The 17,113-nt window shown below is 57.5% G+C and carries 19 protein-coding genes; 9 read left to right on the top strand and 10 right to left on the bottom strand.

Features of this window, described 5'->3' with window-relative positions; translation table 11 throughout:
• Positions 1 to 86 precede the first annotated feature (86 nt).
• Positions 87 to 1,109, bottom strand: a complete 1,023-nt coding sequence (locus EU557_RS21215; protein WP_135532492.1) for a ScyD/ScyE family protein — start codon at positions 1,107 to 1,109, stop codon at positions 87 to 89.
• A gap of 323 nt (positions 1,110 to 1,432) precedes the next feature.
• On the opposite strand from EU557_RS21215, the gene EU557_RS21220 reads away from it, so the two are divergent.
• Complete coding sequence (locus EU557_RS21220) at positions 1,433 to 2,326, top strand: DUF5694 domain-containing protein (RefSeq protein ID WP_135532493.1); 894 nt, start codon at positions 1,433 to 1,435, stop codon at positions 2,324 to 2,326.
• Positions 2,327 to 2,384: 58 nt separating this feature from the next.
• Positions 2,385 to 3,053 (top strand): outer membrane beta-barrel protein, encoded by a 669-nt coding sequence (locus EU557_RS21225; protein ID WP_135532494.1) that lies wholly within the window; start codon positions 2,385 to 2,387, stop codon positions 3,051 to 3,053.
• Positions 3,054 to 3,163: 110 nt separating this feature from the next.
• On the opposite strand, the gene EU557_RS21230 is transcribed toward EU557_RS21225, so the two are convergent.
• Complete coding sequence (locus tag EU557_RS21230; protein ID WP_135532495.1) at positions 3,164 to 3,490, bottom strand: hypothetical protein; 327 nt, start codon at positions 3,488 to 3,490, stop codon at positions 3,164 to 3,166.
• A gap of 153 nt (positions 3,491 to 3,643) precedes the next feature.
• Positions 3,644 to 4,045, bottom strand: coding sequence for a nuclear transport factor 2 family protein (locus tag EU557_RS21235; RefSeq protein WP_135532496.1), 402 nt, complete (start codon positions 4,043 to 4,045; stop codon positions 3,644 to 3,646).
• Between the two features lie 260 nt (positions 4,046 to 4,305).
• On the opposite strand from EU557_RS21235, the gene EU557_RS21240 reads away from it, so the two are divergent.
• Together EU557_RS21240 and EU557_RS21245 are read left to right on the top strand one after the other, a co-directional pair.
• Positions 4,306 to 4,935, top strand: coding sequence for an Hsp20/alpha crystallin family protein (locus tag EU557_RS21240; RefSeq protein ID WP_135532497.1), 630 nt, complete (start codon positions 4,306 to 4,308; stop codon positions 4,933 to 4,935).
• Between the two features lie 216 nt (positions 4,936 to 5,151).
• A complete protein-coding gene (locus EU557_RS21245; RefSeq protein ID WP_135532498.1) occupies positions 5,152 to 6,426 on the top strand; it encodes a TPM domain-containing protein in 1,275 nt (424 codons plus the stop codon).
• A gap of 147 nt (positions 6,427 to 6,573) precedes the next feature.
• Here the strand turns inward: EU557_RS21245 and EU557_RS21250 are convergent, their stop codons facing one another.
• Positions 6,574 to 6,978: a hypothetical protein gene (locus EU557_RS21250; protein WP_135532499.1), complete on the bottom strand. Its 405-nt coding sequence runs from the start codon at positions 6,976 to 6,978 to the stop codon at positions 6,574 to 6,576.
• A 180-nt stretch (positions 6,979 to 7,158) separates the two neighbouring features.
• On the opposite strand from EU557_RS21250, the gene EU557_RS21255 reads away from it, so the two are divergent.
• On the top strand, positions 7,159 to 7,851 hold the full coding sequence (locus tag EU557_RS21255) for a haloacid dehalogenase type II (protein WP_135532500.1): 693 nt from the start codon (positions 7,159 to 7,161) through the stop codon (positions 7,849 to 7,851).
• A 64-nt stretch (positions 7,852 to 7,915) separates the two neighbouring features.
• Here the strand turns inward: EU557_RS21255 and EU557_RS21260 are convergent, their stop codons facing one another.
• Positions 7,916 to 9,574, bottom strand: coding sequence for an MFS transporter (locus EU557_RS21260; protein WP_135532501.1), 1,659 nt, complete (start codon positions 9,572 to 9,574; stop codon positions 7,916 to 7,918).
• Positions 9,575 to 10,440: 866 nt separating this feature from the next.
• On the opposite strand from EU557_RS21260, the gene EU557_RS21265 reads away from it, so the two are divergent.
• On the top strand, positions 10,441 to 11,079 hold the full coding sequence (locus EU557_RS21265; protein WP_135532502.1) for an HAD family hydrolase: 639 nt from the start codon (positions 10,441 to 10,443) through the stop codon (positions 11,077 to 11,079).
• A gap of 14 nt (positions 11,080 to 11,093) precedes the next feature.
• Here the strand turns inward: EU557_RS21265 and EU557_RS21270 are convergent, their stop codons facing one another.
• Positions 11,094 to 11,354 (bottom strand): hypothetical protein, encoded by a 261-nt coding sequence (locus tag EU557_RS21270; RefSeq protein ID WP_135532503.1) that lies wholly within the window; start codon positions 11,352 to 11,354, stop codon positions 11,094 to 11,096.
• A 330-nt stretch (positions 11,355 to 11,684) separates the two neighbouring features.
• On the opposite strand from EU557_RS21270, the gene EU557_RS21275 reads away from it, so the two are divergent.
• Positions 11,685 to 12,605, top strand: a complete 921-nt coding sequence (locus tag EU557_RS21275) for an alpha/beta fold hydrolase (protein ID WP_135532504.1) — start codon at positions 11,685 to 11,687, stop codon at positions 12,603 to 12,605.
• Positions 12,606 to 12,732: 127 nt separating this feature from the next.
• On the top strand, positions 12,733 to 13,077 hold the full coding sequence (locus EU557_RS21280) for a hypothetical protein (RefSeq protein WP_135532505.1): 345 nt from the start codon (positions 12,733 to 12,735) through the stop codon (positions 13,075 to 13,077).
• A 98-nt stretch (positions 13,078 to 13,175) separates the two neighbouring features.
• Here EU557_RS21280 and EU557_RS21285 read toward each other — a convergent pair whose 3' ends face one another.
• The 4 genes from EU557_RS21285 to EU557_RS21300 all read right to left on the bottom strand — a co-directional run bounded on the left by EU557_RS21285 (position 13,176) and on the right by EU557_RS21300 (position 16,293).
• Positions 13,176 to 14,534: a M56 family metallopeptidase gene (locus EU557_RS21285; protein ID WP_135532506.1), complete on the bottom strand. Its 1,359-nt coding sequence runs from the start codon at positions 14,532 to 14,534 to the stop codon at positions 13,176 to 13,178.
• Positions 14,531 to 14,896, bottom strand: a complete 366-nt coding sequence (locus EU557_RS21290) for a BlaI/MecI/CopY family transcriptional regulator (protein WP_135532507.1) — start codon at positions 14,894 to 14,896, stop codon at positions 14,531 to 14,533. Before EU557_RS21290 ends, EU557_RS21285 begins: the two co-directional genes overlap by 4 nt.
• Before the next feature lie 145 nt (positions 14,897 to 15,041).
• Positions 15,042 to 15,467 (bottom strand): hypothetical protein, encoded by a 426-nt coding sequence (locus tag EU557_RS21295; RefSeq protein WP_135532508.1) that lies wholly within the window; start codon positions 15,465 to 15,467, stop codon positions 15,042 to 15,044.
• Positions 15,468 to 15,636: 169 nt separating this feature from the next.
• The gene (locus tag EU557_RS21300; protein ID WP_135532509.1) at positions 15,637 to 16,293 is read right to left on the bottom strand and encodes an NAD(P)-dependent oxidoreductase; all 657 of its coding nucleotides are present in this window, start codon (positions 16,291 to 16,293) and stop codon (positions 15,637 to 15,639) included.
• Between the two features lie 186 nt (positions 16,294 to 16,479).
• Between EU557_RS21300 and EU557_RS21305 the strand changes: the two genes are divergently transcribed.
• Positions 16,480 to 16,863, top strand: coding sequence for a winged helix-turn-helix transcriptional regulator (locus EU557_RS21305; protein WP_135532510.1), 384 nt, complete (start codon positions 16,480 to 16,482; stop codon positions 16,861 to 16,863).
• The last annotated feature ends 250 nt before the right edge of the window (positions 16,864 to 17,113 follow it).

Raw genomic sequence — 17,113 nt, forward strand, 5'->3', positions numbered from 1 at the left:
CCACCCCATTCATCAAAGCCCCGAAAACGGCTAGGCCACCCGCAACCCGTAAGTGGGCGGCGGGTGGCCTAGCCCGTGAGACGTACTTAGTACTTGATCTTGCTGATGGTACCGGAGCCGGTGCTGAGCACGTAGTAGAAGTTGGGGTTGATGCGCTCAATATCGGTGAGCCGGTCTAGGCCACCTACTACCGTCGCACCCGCTTCTGTGGCTACCCGGCCCGTAGAAGGCAGCCAGCCCACAAAAGTTGGGGGAGTAAACTTAAACTGAGCGTACTCCGTCACGAGCAAGCCGCCATTGCGGGTGGGGGCCAGGTTGGTGAGGGCCGTGAAGCCGGTGCGGTAGTCACTCACTACGCCGCTGGTGCTAATCTGCAGAATTTTGGCGGCCCCAGTGGTGAAGGGGAAGCCCGTGAGGGTAGTCACCAAGAACCGATTGCCCTCATAGATAATGCCCGTGGGCACGGGCTGCGTCATGGGGTTGATGTTGGGGATGCGGGCAAACACGCTGGGCTGCCGGGTGCTCAGGTTCACCTTGATGATGGCATTGGCTCCCGCATCGGCAATGTAGAGATGCCCATCAGGCCCAAAAGTCAGGTCGTAGAGATTGGAGTCGAGGGGAGTAGACAGATTCTGAGAGTACACAAAGGTCTTGAGTTCAATAAATGGCAACTTCGAGGCACTAACGGGAGCATCCTTGGCCTTGTACTTCGATACATCCGCTATGTAAAGTCGTCCGTTCAGCCCGTCGAGGATGTACAGCACCCCGTCGTTGTAGAGCACGTGGCCTAGGCCACCCAGCTCGCCGTTGGGCAGCCGCGCCGACCCAAACCCGGTGAAGACCGTTTGCACGTCGCCATTATGCGCCACCACTACCACCGATCCATCGTTCTGCCCGGTGCCGCTCTGGCTCACCCAGATCAACCCCTTCTTATCGACGCTCATTCCGATGGGGCTGGCTAGGCCATCCACCACTACGGCTGCTTGATCAGGCATGGCCTTGGCATCCGACTGGTTGGGCGCTACTTGCTCGAAGCCGTTTTTGTCGGCGCAGCCTGCGGCCAGGAGCCCGGTAACAAGCACAGCGAGGCAGAGACGAGAATACTTCATGGCAACATAAATTGAAGGTGAGAAAGAAGATATAAACGAGCTAATACGGCTGAATTTCAACCAATTAGTTATATTAAATATAACTTAAATACAGTTGAGAACATAGCGCTTTACTTATGTTATTATTCCCTATATAGAAGAGCTACAGGTAAGCGTTAACTGCATACAACCTTTTAGGCGGCTCGTAACTCACCCACGCATTACGCCCTGTGCCATAGCAGCTTTGTAAGAAGTAGCAGGCAACGGCTGGCCTCTTTCACAGCGTCTTATATAGTACTACCTTCCTCGACTGCTTATCACTCGTTACTATCTCTGTATCCTTCATGCGCCAATTCTTGCTCCCTTGCCTCGCCGGCTTACTTGGTTTCGTAAGCTGCACGGCTAGCCACACTCCGGCCAGCAGCACCGCCACCAGCCAGGCTGGTCCTCGCACAGATATTATGCTGCTGGCTGTGCCGCACCTGCCTCAACTGTATAAGAAGGATAACCCATCCACGGATGTGCTCTCGCCCCGCCGGCAGACGGAACTGGTTGCTTTCCGCGACCAGGTACTGCGGTACCGGCCCAATGCTATACTGGTGGAGGAGCTGCCCTCCCAGCAGCCCCGCCTCGACAGCCTCTACGCCCTTTACCGGCAAGACAAGCTCGACCTGAACAACATGCCCGGGGGGCGCTCCGAGATTTACCAGCTGGCGTTTCCACTGGGTAAGCGCCTAGGCCTAGACCGCATCTACTGCGTTAACTCGCAGGGCGGCACCTCGCAGAGTATTCTGCACGAGGGCACCAACATCAAGCTCTATCAAGACGCTACCGCGGAGCACCGCGCTTACTACACGCCCGTGGTACAGAAGTGGGAAGCCGGAGACCTATCGATGTCGGGGCTATTGGCCTTCCTCAACAGCCAGCCCATGCTGGAGCAGCTCCATACGCTGGTGTACCGCACCCCGGCCCGCGTAACCGATGGCACCCTCAAGCCCGACGAGATGGTAGATTCCGCCTTTATCAAGCCCCACTATGTTGGTGCCGAGTTTATTTCTGTGCTGTATAACCGCGACCTGAAAATCTATTCCAATATTGTAACAACTCAAATGGCTACGCGCAGCTCCCGAATACTTACCATTATTGGGGGTCGGCACGTGAGGTCGTTGCAGGGTATTTTCAGCACCGATCCTGCCTACCGGCTGGTACCTTCTACAGCCTATATCAAGCAGAAATAATCTTGCTTGCCTACCGCTAGGCCACCACTATTCTCTCTGTATTCTATTCTAAACTTATATGCGTTCTTCTATCCGCTCTGCTTACGCCACTCTTTCGGCGCTGGTGCTTACGGGTGCCACCGCTGCCGTTGCGCAACAGCCTATTCCTCCTCTGGCCTCACGCTGGTACGCCGGCACGGGTGGGCTGCTAGAGACTCGGGTGTTTACTGTTAAGGGCAACTCCACCGGCTGTTACCTGCTGGGCGGCAACGTGTATGGTGGTTATGCCCTCACGCCCACTATCTCGCTGCAGGTAGGCTTAGTACACGGACGCGGCGGCTCCCTCGATGATAATTTTGCCGACGATGGCACCCCGAAATATGTGCCTGCCTCCTACAAACAAGCTGCGTGGGGTGTACCAGTGCAGCTGCGCTACGGTTTCTCTCAGCCAACCAGGCGGTTTCAGGTTGATGGCATTCTGGGCGTGAGCATCTATCGGACGCGACAAACGGAAACCAACAATGTACTTTACACCAACGTCAGCACCGACGGGTGGTACTCCGTGAAATCACACGCGTCGGCCGTAAACAGCTATTTCGATATAGGCGCGGGTTTCCGCTACGCCATCAGCCCGCAGTGGCAAGCAACTACCGACGTAGCCATCAACGCCAATTTCAAATCCTCTGGCTACTACGGCATTAGTCCCGGCGCCGGTGCCACCGTGGGGGTCCGCTACCTTTTCCGCTAGTTTACCGGCGTCTAGCAACTGCACGTTTTGGGTTCGGCTGTACTGCCCTGGTAGCATGTAGCCACTATTCTGCCCGGCAGAATAGTGGCATGCAGTGGCCTACTCCCGCCCTAGGGCCGCTTTCGACGCGGAGCAGCAGGAGCTGAGCGCCGGCTGGTGGGCCGCTCAGCCTGTACTGAGTCGATGGGGCCGGCCGTTACCTTGCCACTTGGCACCTCGGGTAGCGGCAGCGTACCGCTGGGCCGCACATCGGTGGGTGGGGCTACGGGCTCGGCATTTCTCTGACTCACGCCAGCGGGCAGCGTTACGCCAGGCATGGGGCTCACGCGCTCAGTGGGGTTGCGCCGGGTGGGCGTAACCGGGGCTCGGTTTTGGGCTTGGGCTGTGCCGGCCACTAGGCCAGTCAGCAACACAGTAAACGAAAGAAAGCGACGCATAAGACCAGGGGCAAGGCGGGTGGCAGGAAGCACGTACGCCACCCGCGCCGCCCGCGGAGCTTGCCCCGTCAGCTGCGGCAGGCAGTAGTACGCTTCTGCAATACGGTTGTGCCCCAGTGTGAGTTTACGCGCCCAACCACCAGCCCCTGCTGCTTACACCAGATCGTAGCAGGGGTAGCGGCGCTGCCGATGAATTTTACCGTCCTGAAACTCAAAAATCAGGCACAGCTGCGCCGACAACCGCTGTCCGCGCAAGAGTAGGCCAATATCGTTGGTAGTAGTGGCCTGCCACCGTCCCTCTACAATAACGCTTCCGTCGGGGCAGGTTTGGGTGTGCTGCACCTCAAAGCTCGGATCACGTAGCAACTCCCGGCCCGCCCGCAGATTGGCAATAATGTCAGCGAAAGAACGGCGTTGAATGGTCTTGTGCAGCAGGTTAGGATACTCAATCTGCTCAATATCGGGGTGCAATACCGTAGCGTAAGCATTGGTATCGGTGCTGAAGGTCTGAACGAGGTCGAAATAGGTTTGCAGAACGGATAGGTGCTCGCTCATGGGATAAAGGCGCTGGATGGAAACGCAAGTATAAAAGAAGCTGCCACATAGTGAGGCGCCCAACCTCTACTGCCCCGAAATAAGTGCCGGAAAGCGGACGGAACCTACCCGCAGCGGGGTGCGCGCGGGGCTACTTGGTGTTCTGGCACAAACCATTTATACCGGCAAAAAACTTCGTTTCTCTAGTGAAACCCGCCTTTTTTCGGCCGCGTATTATCACACACTTTCGTTGATGTGTGCCACCTAAACCGTTTACAACCATGGCTATCCAGAAATATCAGGACTCCTTTTCCGATCTGGCTTCTTCGAGCTTCAGCACCATGCTCGACCGGTTCTTTAACGACTCTATGGCGGCGCGAGGACGCGTAAATAGTTTCTCGCCGCACGTTGATGCGTACGAAACCGAGAAAAGCTATGAGATTGAAGCCGCGCTGCCCGGCATGAAGCGCGAGGATATCAAGGTGGACTTCCACCAAGGCCGCCTCACCATTGCCGGCGAGCGAACCTTCCGTAATGAGCAGAACGAGCGGCGCTACCACCTGGTAGAAAGCTCGTACGGCTCCTTCCACCGCTCCTTTCAGCTCCCCGACACCGTAGATGCGAGCCGCATTGAGGCGTCGTTCGAGAATGGGATGCTGCACATTAGCGTACCGAAGGACCAACAGAAAACCATGCGTCACCAAATTGAGGTGCGAGGCAACCAGAGCAGCCAGCAGAGTGGTGCTAGCAGCCAAAGCAGCAACGGGCAGATGTCGGAACGTGTGGGCCAGCAGGCTACCGATGTAGCCGTTCAGTCTGACGGCCAGAACGGAGCCCAGAGCACCCAAAGCACTACTGATGCCATGCAGAAAATGCAAAATCGGCCCCAGAGCTCAGGCGTAGGCTCCTAAGCCACCTCTCGCCTCAGTGAAGTAAGGCATTCATTAGAAAAGCCCACCCGGTTTTAACCGGGTGGGCTTTTGCCTTTTACCCGCACGTTATGCTGGCAGGCAAGCCGGTGCGTGGGCCCTGTAGCTTTAGCTTTTGAGCTTATGAGCAGCCACTTAGCGCTTGCAGTCGTAAAAGGCAGGTAATCCTCCTTTCTCTTCCACTTTATTTCCTGCCTCATGTATCGCATCCTTCTTTTCTTCCTGCTGCTGATGGCAGTGGGAATAGGCCAGCCGGCGGCGACTTTCGCCCAGGAGCTACCCGCTCGGCCAGCGCCTTTTCGTTTCGTGAATGACCAGGCCCAACTGATGAGCCCGGCCGATGCCAAAACCCTGGAGAACGGCCTGCGTCGGTACGCTGATAAAACCGGCAACCAGCTGGTAGTTGTGACCGTGCCCACCCTGGGTGGCCGCGATGTGGCCGACTACGGCCGGGCGCTAGGCCAAGCCTGGGGCGTAGGGCAGCGCGACAAAGACAACGGCATTGTGGTGCTGCTAGGTGCCCAAGAGCATAAAGTCACAATTCAGGCGGGCTCGGGGCTGCGCACCCAAATTACGCCGGAGCTCACTGCCCGCGTAATAAACCAGCAAATGACGCCCAGCTTCAAGCAAGGCAACTACTTCGCGGGGCTGCGCTCGGGCCTAAATGCGTTGATGCTGGCCGCCGACCCCAACCCTACTCAGCCAGCCGCTACGGCACCAGCTAGCACCGCGAATAGCAGTGCGGGTACCGGTGCTGCAGCCAGTGCATCAGGCTCTGGCCTTACGGATGAGCTACCTGCCCGGGCCTCAACGCCCGACCCCGTTTCGGCTCCTGTTCCGGTGTCTGACCCAGGCTCATCTGGCATAGGCATGGGCACGCTGCTACTAGGGGCCCTGATAATTGGCGGGGGCTTGTGGCTGCTGATTCGGATGTTCCGGCGGAAGTCGGCGCCCACTACTACCGCGCCCTACCCCAACCAGGCACCGGGTGGAGCCCCTGACTTTCTGCCCAACCAGCCTAACGGACCTGCGGGCAATTACGGCCGCGGAATGGGGGGGCAGCCGGTGGCGGGTGGCGGACCAGATTTCCTGCCCAACCGGGGTAACTCGGGTGGCGGAGGTGGCCTAGGCAGTGGCATGGGCGGAATACTGGCAACGGGTGCCGCCGCCGCCGCTGGGGCTTACCTGGGCAACCGCATGGCGCATGGCCACGATACCCCAAATGCCTCCCAGTACGGCGCCGACACGCCCCCAGCCCCACTGGAGCCCAACTCTAACGCCGGCGCCTACACTGGTGGTTTCCCGGCCCTGGGCGGCACCGGCGGCACCGAGGATACCACCCCCGACTACTTCGCTGATAACGGTACCGACGACTCCTCCGACTACTTCTCGTCGGATTATGATGACACGTCATCGGATGACACTGGCGGAGGTGGTTTCGACGACGACAACAGCAACAGCGGCGAATGGTAAGCGGCTAGGCCAGTCGGCGAGTACATAATAGCCACCCGTGGGTGCAACTCGCCGCCCTTGAAAGCAGCACAAAGCCGGACTTTACTTTCCGCTCAGGAAAGTAAAGTCCGGCTTTGTTATTATAACTGGCCTAGGCCAGGTCAGTAGCTAAACAGGTTGTTTTATCAACCACGCCTTGGCTTCTTCCTCGCTTTCGAAGGAGCGGTACGTGAGGGGCAAACCCTGTACGTGCGTAGTGATATAGGCCGTAGCCAAGCGCGCGAGTACGCTTTCTGAAACTACCACTGCCCCAAAACGGTACCCGGCAGTGCGTACTGCCTCAGGCAGCCACTGCTCAGCTACCCATCGCTGCTCTTCTGGGCTGAAGGGCAACATACCTCGTTGGTTAATCAATATCCGGCCCCATTTCCGCTGCTGCATGCACAGCGCCATATGCGTAAATAAGGCTTTCAGATCGGTGAAGGTGCGTGGGGTTGGGGCCCAGTGGGCCTGTAAGAAACCCGCAGGGTCTTCTAATAACCGCCCTGCGGCATTTTCAAAGTAAATTCTCATGAGGGGGTAAAGGTAGTTATCCGCGAGGTTGACCACCCGCTTTTTTGGGCGGTTCTCGCAGCACTCAGCAGACTAGTTTTTTACTGCCCGTGCTGTAGTTTATCGGCCGCCGGCATCCGTATCTACGTAGACAAATCAGCAAAGGCTATCCGTAGCAAGCTCATCCTTAACCCTCTATCCATGTCACACCTCTCTTCAGGCCAGGCGCAGCCGCGGGTTCTTCTTTTTGATGTCAACGAAACGCTGCTTGATATGAGCAAGCTCGAGCTAGCCGTTGGCAAGGCGTTTGGCAATAAGCTGGCGTTCAAGCAATGGTTTGGGCTCTTGCTGCAGTACTCCCTGGTAGATACCGTCACGCGGGCCTACCACCCCTTCAGCCTCATTGCCGACGCCGCCCTGGACATGACGGCTGACATGCTGAAAAAGAAGCGGCTGGCTCCAGCCAAAAAACAACAGATAACAGCGCTGATGACTCAGTTGCCAGCTCACAAAGACGTACCCCAGGGCCTAGAAATGCTGCTCGACGCTGGTTTTTCGCTGGTTGCCTTTACTAACTCCACCAAGCTAGTGCTGGATGAGCAACTGCGCTACGCCGACATCATTCACTACTTTGACCAGGGGCTGAGTATCGACACGGTGCAGCTTTACAAGCCACACCGCCACACCTACGAGGCCGCAGTACATGCCGTGGGGGTAGCACCCGCCGAAGCCGTTCTCATTGCCGCCCACGGCTGGGACGTAGCCGGCGCCCTTCACGCTGGGCTGGCCGCCGGCTTCATTGCCCGCCCCGGCCAAACGCTGTACCCCTTGGCTCCCCGGCCTACCTACTCTGGCAAAACCTTAGTGGAGCTAGCGAAACAGCTAATTGGCTAACACGGTGGCCTAGACAGGTACTAGGCCACAACTGCCTGGCACCTCTCTAGGCCACTCCGGTATTTTACTGGGGGCTCTCCATGGTTTCGTAGGGAGTAGGCACTTCCACGTTGGCAGACTTAGGGAAGGCCAAAAAGTGCGTGACGCGCGGCGGCTCAGGGCCGCTGTGCAGCTGCCGTACGCGCTCTTCCACGGCCATATCTTCCTTCGTGAACCGATGATGCTGGCGCTCATGCTCGCCCCAGGTAGCTACGTAAAAGAATTCCGTAATGCGGGTAGGCTCGGTAATGTCGGTGAATACGCCCGCCCGCAGGGAGCCGTCGCGCAGGCGCAAGCGGGTAAGCTGCTCGGCGGCCTGCCGGAAGGCCGCCTGGTTTTCAAGCTCTACCTGGTACTCTACCATCACTACCACCGGGCCGTCGTCGGGGTCTACGTCGGTGGCAGTAGAGGGCATGGGCCAGTGCTCGGCGGGCTCCAGATTCAGGCCCTCACCCGAGCGCATGGGAAAAGGAATGGCCAGTAGCATACTCAGCAGCATCCAGCCGGCGGTGGTTAGCAGGGCCAGTTCCAGGGTGGTGCGGTCGGCCAGCTCACCCCACACCACGCTCCCCAACGAGAGGCCAGCCTGAAACACCAGCATATACATGCTCACCACGCGGGCCTGCACCCACTTGGGCACGTTCAGCTGCACGGTGGTACTGAAGCTGGTCATGGTCATCAGCCAGGCAATACCTGACAAGAACATCACGGGGTATAGCCACAGGATGGAGGGCGCCAGGGCCAGGGCTACGTTGGTGCCCACAAACACCAGCGTACCCAGCAGCACCCGGTGGTTGTAGTTGAGGCGGTTACCGGCCCGGCCCATCAGGAAGGCTCCCGTAATGGCCCCGGCCCCCAGCCACGACAGCATAACGCCATAAGAGCCCGAACTCAGGTGCAGGCGCCGCGCAATTACCACTGAGAGCAGCCCCCACATGGCGCTGGCCCCAAACGAAAACGCAAACGTGCGAAACAGCACCGCATAAATAGCCGGTGAGTACTGCACGTAGCGCATGCCGGCCCGCAGGGCTCCCATAAAGTTCTCAGCGGGCCCGCTTGCTACTTCGGCCTGCCGCTTCCAGGTGTAAATCACTGCAAAAGTGCCCAGGAACGACACCGCATTTACCAGAAATACCCACCCCGGCGAGTAGTAGGCAATGATGGCGCCCCCAATGGCGGGCCCAATGGCCCGGGCAATGTTGTTGCTGACGCCGTTGAGGGTAATGGCAAAGCCCAGCACCTTGCGGGGCACCAACTCCACGGTTACAGTTTGCCACACCGGCGCATTGATAGCGGCTCCAATACCCAGCACAAACGTGAGGGCCAGCACCCCAAAGGCTGAAATTTCGCCCAGTAGCGTGAGCCCACCCAGCAGCAGGGCCACCACCGCCATAAAGCCCTGCGTTAATAGCAGCAGCCGACGACGGTCGATGAGGTCGGCGATGGCGCCGGCGGGCATGCTTAGCAGAAAGGCCGGTAGGCTAGTGGCCGTTTGCATCAGGGCTACCAGCAGGGCCGAGGTAGTAAGGGTGGTTACCAGCCACACGCCAGCTACGTTCTGCATCCAGGTGCCAATGTTAGACACCACCGAGGCAATCCAAATGGCCCGGAATACGGCAAAAGTAAAGGGCGTCCAGAGGGTGGAGGGTGCCTCTTGGGAGGCTGAAGGGGTGGGGAGAGCCATAGGAGAGCGGAAAACTAGGAAGCAGGAGCCCGGTACGCTATAACACGCAACCTAGCCCGAAGGCTGCGTACGACATTAGGGCCCGAATAGGTACGCTCTCCTCCCCTACTTCCAGGCCCAGTATTTCCGGTACTTACTAGGCGCACCAGTTCCCCTAAAACAATGCCGCCGCCCCTCCAGTGCGGAAAGGCGGCGGCTTACGTAACTGCAGCGTAAAAGCTTATTTACTAGTTCTTACTGGTTTGCCAGCTTTAACGCTGGGAATGCCTCGGGCAGCACGCTTCTTCTTAGCCTTCCGGTATAGTTTCCAGCGGCGAAACACGCCCAACTTACGCGGCTTATGCCGGCTATTGCCCCGATACTTTTTGTAGTTGGGGCGGTGTCCAATACGGCTGCTACTGCCGACCGCTGTTTCAGTGGTAGTAGCCTCACGCGGAGTGGCTACTGCGGCTACTGGCTCAAGCAAGAGCATCAGTGCACACAAAAAGAGGAGTAGTATTTTGGACATACAAAAGATTAATAAAGTTATGGCCCAGTGCTACTACATCTCGTGGCCAACCACCATCTTAGATATACGCAGCTTATAACACGAAAATAAGTGTATTATCTACATTATGTTATAATATAGCAAAATAAATATTTATCTGATTTACCAGATATATAATTGCACTTATTAAATACAAACCATGTAGCTACGCCTATCACGCTTAACTCTAGCGCTACCTATATGACTCGGCTTATCTGGCCAAACGTCCCTCTTTAGGATGGCTTTACGGGAGGAAAACAGCAACAAAACAGACCTGCGGGGGTTCCTAGGCCATCCTGCATTCCGCCCTAGTTACATATCCTAACAACTTAGCTCCCGTATGCAACAGCGTTTTGATAGCGTCATCTTTGACTTAGATGGTACCCTCTGGAACTCCTCTGAAGCCATTACCAAAGCCTTTCAAGCGGCCAAAAACAGCGTCGATTATATTGAGCACGACGTTACCCTGGCTCAAGTGCAAGCCGTGACGGGCATGCCGTATGGGGTAGTATATGAGCGCCTGTTTCCTAGCCTACCGGCTGAGCGCCGGGAAGAATTTCGGGCGCTGTGCGCCGAGCAGGAACTGACCGCAGCCCGCGAGCATGGCGGTGTGCTTTACCCCGAGCTAGAGGAAACGCTACGCTACCTGCAGGAACGCCAGTACCGGTTGTTCATCGTCAGCAATTGCCAGCGCGGGTACGTGGAAGCCTTCTTCGAGAACAGCCAGCTAGGCCACTATTTCGAGGGGCACCAGTGCTTCGGGACCAGAGGCCTACCCAAGTCGGAAAACATCAGTGAGGTAGTCAGCCACTATGGCCTGCAGGCCCCCGTGTACGTGGGCGACACCCGCGGCGACTTCGAGGCCAGCCAGCAAAGTGGCACCCCGTTTATCTTTGCCACCTATGGCTTTGGCGAGGTGAGCCCCGAGGAGGCCCCGCTGCGCATCAACCAGCTCGCCGACCTCCGGCAGCTTCTGTAGTGGCCTAGGCCAGTTCAGGCGCGCGATACTTTGCCCTTCAGGTCCCAATGGCTGGAGAGTACCCGTGAGCTGCCCGGCTCCCGCTTAATGGTGCGCACGTACCGCTCGCCGGTAATGGCACCATCGGGCCGGCGCTTACCCAGAAACAAGGTCACGGGCTCGCCCAGCTCATTGGTAATGAAGGTCAGGTCGAGGCCCTTGAATACGTCATCAAGGGTGGCAGAGGGCTCGTAGAGTTTACTAAGCTTTTCGGCGAGCTTGGGGTGGAGCGGCATGGCCTAGAGAGGTTGGTCAGGCTATAGTGTACGCCGTGTAGCCGGTATAGAGTTAGCGCGCAGCATCTCTTACCCGCTACTGTTGAGCCTCCTACGCCCTCATTCACTAGAGCTTTCAGCAGGTTGGCCTTCCGGAATTGGCGATGCGGCACCAGCTGATACCGGGGCCCTATCCTGAACCGGAGACACTGCCCTAGGCCTAGCACCTGCCGGGCCAGCGGCCGCCCCAGATTATATACCACCCCGGCCGTTATCACTAGCGTACACCTTACTGTTCAGATCAGGCAGGGCACCCTCCTGGCTGGCCACTACCATTCTTGGGTTGTACTTATGGATATGCACTACATCCGGCGCGGGAGCGGCAAGCCCCTGCTACTCTTGCACGGCATTGGCGGCAGCTGGCGCTCCTGGCAAACTGTTCTGCCCGCCCTGGCCGCTGAGCGCGACGTCATTGCCGTAGATTTGCCGGGCTTTGGGGAGACGCCGCCGCTTGCGGGGGAGGTTTCTATCCGCACGCTGGCCGATGCCGTAACGGAGTTTCTGCGCGAGCAGGATCTGCTGGGTATTGATGCGGTGGGTAGCTCTATGGGGGCCCGCTTGGTACTGGAGCTGGCCCGGCGCGGCGGCGTGGTAGGCGCAGTAGTTTCCCTCGACCCCGGCGGGTTCTGGCGCGGCTGGGAAATCCCGACGTTCTATTACTCCGTGGCGGCCTCCATCCGGCTGGTGCGGGCCCTGCAGCCCATGCTACCGGCAATTACCAGCAACACCCTGGGGCGCACGGTGCTGTTTGCGCAGTTCTCGGCGCGGCCCTGGCGGCTTTCGCCCAAAGTAGCACTAGATGAGTTACAGACGTTTGTGGCGGCGCCCTCCTTCGATGAGCTGCTCCACAACCTGGCCTACGGCGAGAAGCAGCAGGGCGCCCCGAAGGGCAGCATTCAGCAGTCCTTAGTTATTGGCTGGGGGCGCGAAGACAGAGTGTGCTTCCCGCGGCAAGCGCGCCGGGCCCGAGAGCTTTTCCCCGATGCCCGGCTGTACTGGTTTGAGGAGAGCGGCCACTTCCCGCAGTGGGATAAGCCCCAGGAAACCGTGCAGCTAATTTTGCGCGCTACCAGCGGCCAGCAACTCCCCGAAGTTATTCCCACCGGGGCCCAACAGCGTACCGCCCAGCCCCTACGCACCGCGGTAGTAGCCGGCAGTATGCTCGCTATGCTGGCAGGAAGTATATGGCTGGTAGCACGCCAGAAGGCATAATCTTTTTGGCTAAGGTACCGGCCTAAGTTGCTCAGCAGAAGCCGCCCCCTGCTAGTAGGCCCCGAGCTGAGTACTCTACCACGCAACACCTAGCCTGCCGCCGACCAGAAAAAGCGTAACTTACAGGATGACAGAAGAATATTTGCGCCAGCTTGGCTTTGAAACGTACACCGATCCTAACGCCTTCGGTAAAGCAGTGGCCTACAACGTAGCCTGGCGCTACCGCCACACCCACGCCGCCCAGGATGGAACCGTGCTGTACGCCGAGCACCCGCTTAGCATTCCGCGCTGCCGCCTCAGCACTCTCCCCGCTCCCCTAGACCAGCGGGACGTGCTGGCCGATGTATCGCTGGACGATGATGCCGGCCTGACCGCCGCCGTCAACAGCTTCTTCACGGCGCACCAAGGTGTAGGCGCCATTCTCAAGGCCAATACCTCATCGGCCTTCCGCCCCTTCCGCCGCCAGGAATAGCACCCTTTAGCACTAATACACAAAAAAGCGCGAGGATACTCCTCGCGCTTTTTTGCCTCTATACATATCCGGGATAGGCAACTAATAGCTAGTAGCGTTTATTTGGTTGTGATGAGAATGGCGCCTTTCTTACCCTTCTCCCCATATTTAGCGGTGGCCTGCTCTGCATCTAGCACAGTCATGCTCTCAATAGTGGCAGGGTCCATTTTGGTGACATCCTCACTAGACTCTTGCCCGTTTACCAGCACGTAGCTCTCCTTTATACGCTGATTAGCAGCCTCTTTCTCTTGAGCTGTAGGAATGCGGTAGGTGATATTGTACTTCTTGTTAAAAGCCAGTAACTCCGAGGAGTTTTCATTGCCCTTCGTAATAAGTAGCATGATTGGGCCATTATTGTGGCCGAAATCCTGCTCAAACGCGGCTTGGTTGAAGCCTTCCCGAAATTTGCGGCCTTTCAGCACATTCACGCTGGCAATACGCGTCGGCGACATTTCCATGGCGGCTTCCTTCGTTACGCGCACCCCGTTTACAAAATAAAGGGTATTGTCCTGCTCGGCTTTGGTATTGGCGTTGGTGGTGGATGGCTCGGGGAGGTAGGCTTTCTTCTCGCAGCTCCAGAGGGTAAGGCCGGCGGCCAGGGGCAACAGGAGCAGGTAGCGGGCGGCCTGCGGGCGGGCCGTGCGGGGCTTATTCATCATGATGATACGAGTTTTAAGGAGGTGGAAATTGAAATGACTGACGATAGAGTTGGCCTGCCCCTGCACACTCTGGTGCAGTAGCTGGTACTGATAGGTTTTGTTGTCGAGCAGGCCCGATTGCAGCACCCGGTAATCGGTGTTGAACTCCAGGTTTTCGTGCAGGGCCTGGCGTAGGAGCCACACGCCGGGGTTAAACCAGTAGAAGAGCAGACTAAGCTGGGCCAGGAGTACGTCCACGGTGTGCCACTCCCGCACGTGCACCTGCTCATGGCACATAATGGCCGGCAGCTCCTGGGGCGTGTGCTGGTCGGGGTTGAGGTACACCGTCTGCCAGAAGGCGAAGGGAGCTATTGGCTCCGGCACCGCCCGAAACTGCCGACCCTCAAACTCCGCGGGCCGGGAAATGCGGTGCAGCCTATAGAGGGAGAGCAGCTGCAGCACCAACCGCACCGCTAGGCCACTCACGCCCGCCCAGTAGGCTACTACCAGCCAGTTGATGGTGGCCGGTACGGCCGCTGGGAAGGCTTGCCAGTTGGGCGCCAGTAGCAGCAACTGGGCCGGCAGCGGGTTCTGGCGGTCAAACCAGGGGCTGAGGTCAATGAATGGGTACGCCGGCGCAAACACCAGCGCGAAAAGCAGAAACGCCCGGTTCAGGCCGAAGAAGGTAAGGCGGCGCAGGCCCAGGTAGTACACCGCGCAGAACAACAGCAGGGCCCCGTTCACCTTCAGCAGGTACGGCAGCAGATCGGCGGCGCTCATTCCTCCTGCCCTTTCTCAATCATGCGCACAATCTCCTTTAGCTCCTCGGCACTGATTTTCTGATCTTTAGCAAAGAAGGAAACCAGCTCTTTGTAGGAGTTGCGGAAGTAGTCGCCCACGAAAGTGCTCATGAAGCGCTTGCGGTACTCCTCGGCGGCAATCAGGGGCGTAAAGCGGAAGGTGTTGCCCAGCTTCTCGCCCTGCAGGTAGCCCTTGCGCTCCAGGTTCCGGACCGTAGAGGCCAGCGTGGTGTAGGGTGGCCTAGGCTCGGGCAGCAGCTCCAACACATCCTTGATAAAGCCACCCTCTAGCTGCCAAAAGGCGCGCATGGCTTCTTCTTCGGGTTGAGTAAGTCGTTCCATGTCAGTCATTACGATTATTTCGTAATACTACGAACATTTCGTAATAAAGGTGTAAAGGCAACAACTTTATTTTTCCAGAAAGCAAAAAAGGTGGCCTACGGAATACGTAGGCCACCTTTCATGAAAGTAAAATTAGCAGAGTGGGCTAGGCCGGCAGGTGCAGGTGTTTGGTAAGCCACTGCACAGCCTCCCCTTCGTTCGTAAACTGATTGATGGAGCAGTAGTCGCCGTGGGTGTAGGGTAACGCGGGCAGGGTGTTATCGTCGGTAGTATCATCTAGCTGAGCCGGCGAGATGAGGTAGGCCAGGTACACATGCTGGCCCAGGCGGGTCCGAAGCATGGGATAGAAGTCGCGCACCAGCCAGTGTACGTCACTATTATCCAGATGCTCCCGGCGGCGCGAGTCGATCAGCCACATGCACGTAGTACAGCCCGACGCAAATTCCAGCAGCCGATGGTAGCCCGTACGGAGCTCCGGCGAGGAGGTAGTCCGCAGCCACCGGGCCGTTAGAATACTCAGATCGGGCCGGTGCAGCAGATGCAAGAAGTCATTTACCATATTCTCTGACATAGAACGAAGGTAAGTCAAGCGTCATTAGTTAACTCGCTAGTACAGTCCAAAACGAATACTAGGCCTGTTACGCCCACAAAACGGCAGCGTTACAGGCCTAGTATTTCTGGTACTGATACGATGGTCCGGAAACGGAGAAATTAGACTGTCGTCTACCCCCTTCTCTCGCTTACTTCTCCGCCAGCAAAGGCGCCTTGTGCAGGAAGTCGTCGCCTTGTAAACAATCTACCATAAACCTGGCTAGTTGCTGCCGGCTGATAGCGAAGGGCGAAGGGGTTTGTTGGTAGCGCACAATTAGCTGCCCGATCTGCTCTCGGTTGTTCAGGGCCACCGGGCGAGCAATAACCCACTCCAAGCCAGACTGCCGCAGCAAGGTTTCCTGGCGGTCGTGGTCAGCAAACACAAGCTTAAAATTGGTTAGCCTAATCATCAGACGCATATACCACGGCGCATACGGCCACGAATCGCCCACCCCAATGGAAGACAGCGTCACGATACGCTGGAGCCCCAACTCCCGCATAGCCTGTATTGTATAGCCCATCGACGTTTCCAGCGTGTGCGGCGGTGTGATCTTTTTCAACGAAAACGACTCAGCTTCACTTAGCGCACTAAGCGTACTGATGACAAAGTCGCAGCCCTGCATGGCCCGGCGTATATCGGCCAAGTTGGTGGGCTGCCCGCGCACAACCGTTAGGTACGGGGAGGCAAGAGAAATCTTAGCAGGGTTGCGCACGAGGGCCGTGACTGCATAGCCTTGTTGCAAGGCATAGGCCACGACCAGGCCACCCGTACGGCCAGTAGCGCCGTAGACAAGAATGCGTTTCATGGGGAGCGTATAGTACTGTATAAGGAAATCCCGGTAGCTGAGGTGAACTACACTACTTAGCTAACTGCCAGCATCGGCGCTGCTTGGGTAGGCCTCGGGGTAAATGCGAGGGCAAACTTATCGGGCAGTTGGGGTAGCTTTGGTATGTATTACCAACAGGATACCGGTTACTAAAAGGATACCACCATGCTCGTTTGCCCTGGTCCCGCTGGCAAAAGCCAACACCAAGCCGTCCGCGATACTCTCGACGTAATCAGCGGCAAATGGAAACTTGTTATCCTGGCCGTGTTGCTTGAGCGTAAGTACCGGTTCAAGGAGCTGAGTCGGGAAATTGGCATTTCGCCGCGTGTTCTCTCCAAGGAATTGCAGGAAATGGAGCAGCACCAGCTTGTGAAGCGCACCGTCTGCGATACCCGCCCGGTGACGGTGGAATATGAAAGCACGCCGCACAGCCAAACCCTGCTGAGTGTGGTGCGCGCCATGAGCGAGTGGGGTTACTTGCACCACGAAATAATAGTAGGCCAAAAGAGAGGCCACGACCCCATGGCCGATGAACAGCCACATGATTAACGCTGGCCTAATTTCTTAACGAAGCCAAGTTTCGTCTTGCTAACCCAGCACAGATAGTACACTCTCTGCCTGTTGCAATAGAGCCTCCAGTAGCTAGCTAGCTAGCGTCAGGGATAGTAGGCCCCTAAACAAGGCTTGCCCACTAACAGCGGCCTGCCACAGGCAGAGCACACCATTAGTGAGCAAGACAAGCTGGAGTTAGGCCTCTTAAGTCAAGAACCCCTGTTTAGAACCATCCATCAAGGATTCT

It is taken from the genome of Hymenobacter wooponensis (assembly GCF_004745865.1).
Taxonomy (GTDB): domain Bacteria; phylum Bacteroidota; class Bacteroidia; order Cytophagales; family Hymenobacteraceae; genus Hymenobacter; species Hymenobacter wooponensis.

Coding starts and splice junctions, on each gene's coding strand:
- EU557_RS21215 (WP_135532492.1), bottom strand. CDS start 1,109: ATGAAGTATTCTCGTCTCTGCCTCGCTGTGCTTGTTACCGGGCTCCTG.
- EU557_RS21220 (WP_135532493.1), top strand. CDS start 1,433: ATGCGCCAATTCTTGCTCCCTTGCCTCGCCGGCTTACTTGGTTTCGTA.
- EU557_RS21225 (WP_135532494.1), top strand. CDS start 2,385: ATGCGTTCTTCTATCCGCTCTGCTTACGCCACTCTTTCGGCGCTGGTG.
- EU557_RS21230 (WP_135532495.1), bottom strand. CDS start 3,490: ATGCGTCGCTTTCTTTCGTTTACTGTGTTGCTGACTGGCCTAGTGGCC.
- EU557_RS21235 (WP_135532496.1), bottom strand. CDS start 4,045: ATGAGCGAGCACCTATCCGTTCTGCAAACCTATTTCGACCTCGTTCAG.
- EU557_RS21240 (WP_135532497.1), top strand. CDS start 4,306: ATGGCTATCCAGAAATATCAGGACTCCTTTTCCGATCTGGCTTCTTCG.
- EU557_RS21245 (WP_135532498.1), top strand. CDS start 5,152: ATGTATCGCATCCTTCTTTTCTTCCTGCTGCTGATGGCAGTGGGAATA.
- EU557_RS21250 (WP_135532499.1), bottom strand. CDS start 6,978: ATGAGAATTTACTTTGAAAATGCCGCAGGGCGGTTATTAGAAGACCCT.
- EU557_RS21255 (WP_135532500.1), top strand. CDS start 7,159: ATGTCACACCTCTCTTCAGGCCAGGCGCAGCCGCGGGTTCTTCTTTTT.
- EU557_RS21260 (WP_135532501.1), bottom strand. CDS start 9,574: ATGGCTCTCCCCACCCCTTCAGCCTCCCAAGAGGCACCCTCCACCCTC.
- EU557_RS21265 (WP_135532502.1), top strand. CDS start 10,441: ATGCAACAGCGTTTTGATAGCGTCATCTTTGACTTAGATGGTACCCTC.
- EU557_RS21270 (WP_135532503.1), bottom strand. CDS start 11,354: ATGCCGCTCCACCCCAAGCTCGCCGAAAAGCTTAGTAAACTCTACGAG.
- EU557_RS21275 (WP_135532504.1), top strand. CDS start 11,685: ATGGATATGCACTACATCCGGCGCGGGAGCGGCAAGCCCCTGCTACTC.
- EU557_RS21280 (WP_135532505.1), top strand. CDS start 12,733: ATGACAGAAGAATATTTGCGCCAGCTTGGCTTTGAAACGTACACCGAT.
- EU557_RS21285 (WP_135532506.1), bottom strand. CDS start 14,534: ATGAGCGCCGCCGATCTGCTGCCGTACCTGCTGAAGGTGAACGGGGCC.
- EU557_RS21290 (WP_135532507.1), bottom strand. CDS start 14,896: ATGGAACGACTTACTCAACCCGAAGAAGAAGCCATGCGCGCCTTTTGG.
- EU557_RS21295 (WP_135532508.1), bottom strand. CDS start 15,467: ATGTCAGAGAATATGGTAAATGACTTCTTGCATCTGCTGCACCGGCCC.
- EU557_RS21300 (WP_135532509.1), bottom strand. CDS start 16,293: ATGAAACGCATTCTTGTCTACGGCGCTACTGGCCGTACGGGTGGCCTG.
- EU557_RS21305 (WP_135532510.1), top strand. CDS start 16,480: ATGCTCGTTTGCCCTGGTCCCGCTGGCAAAAGCCAACACCAAGCCGTC.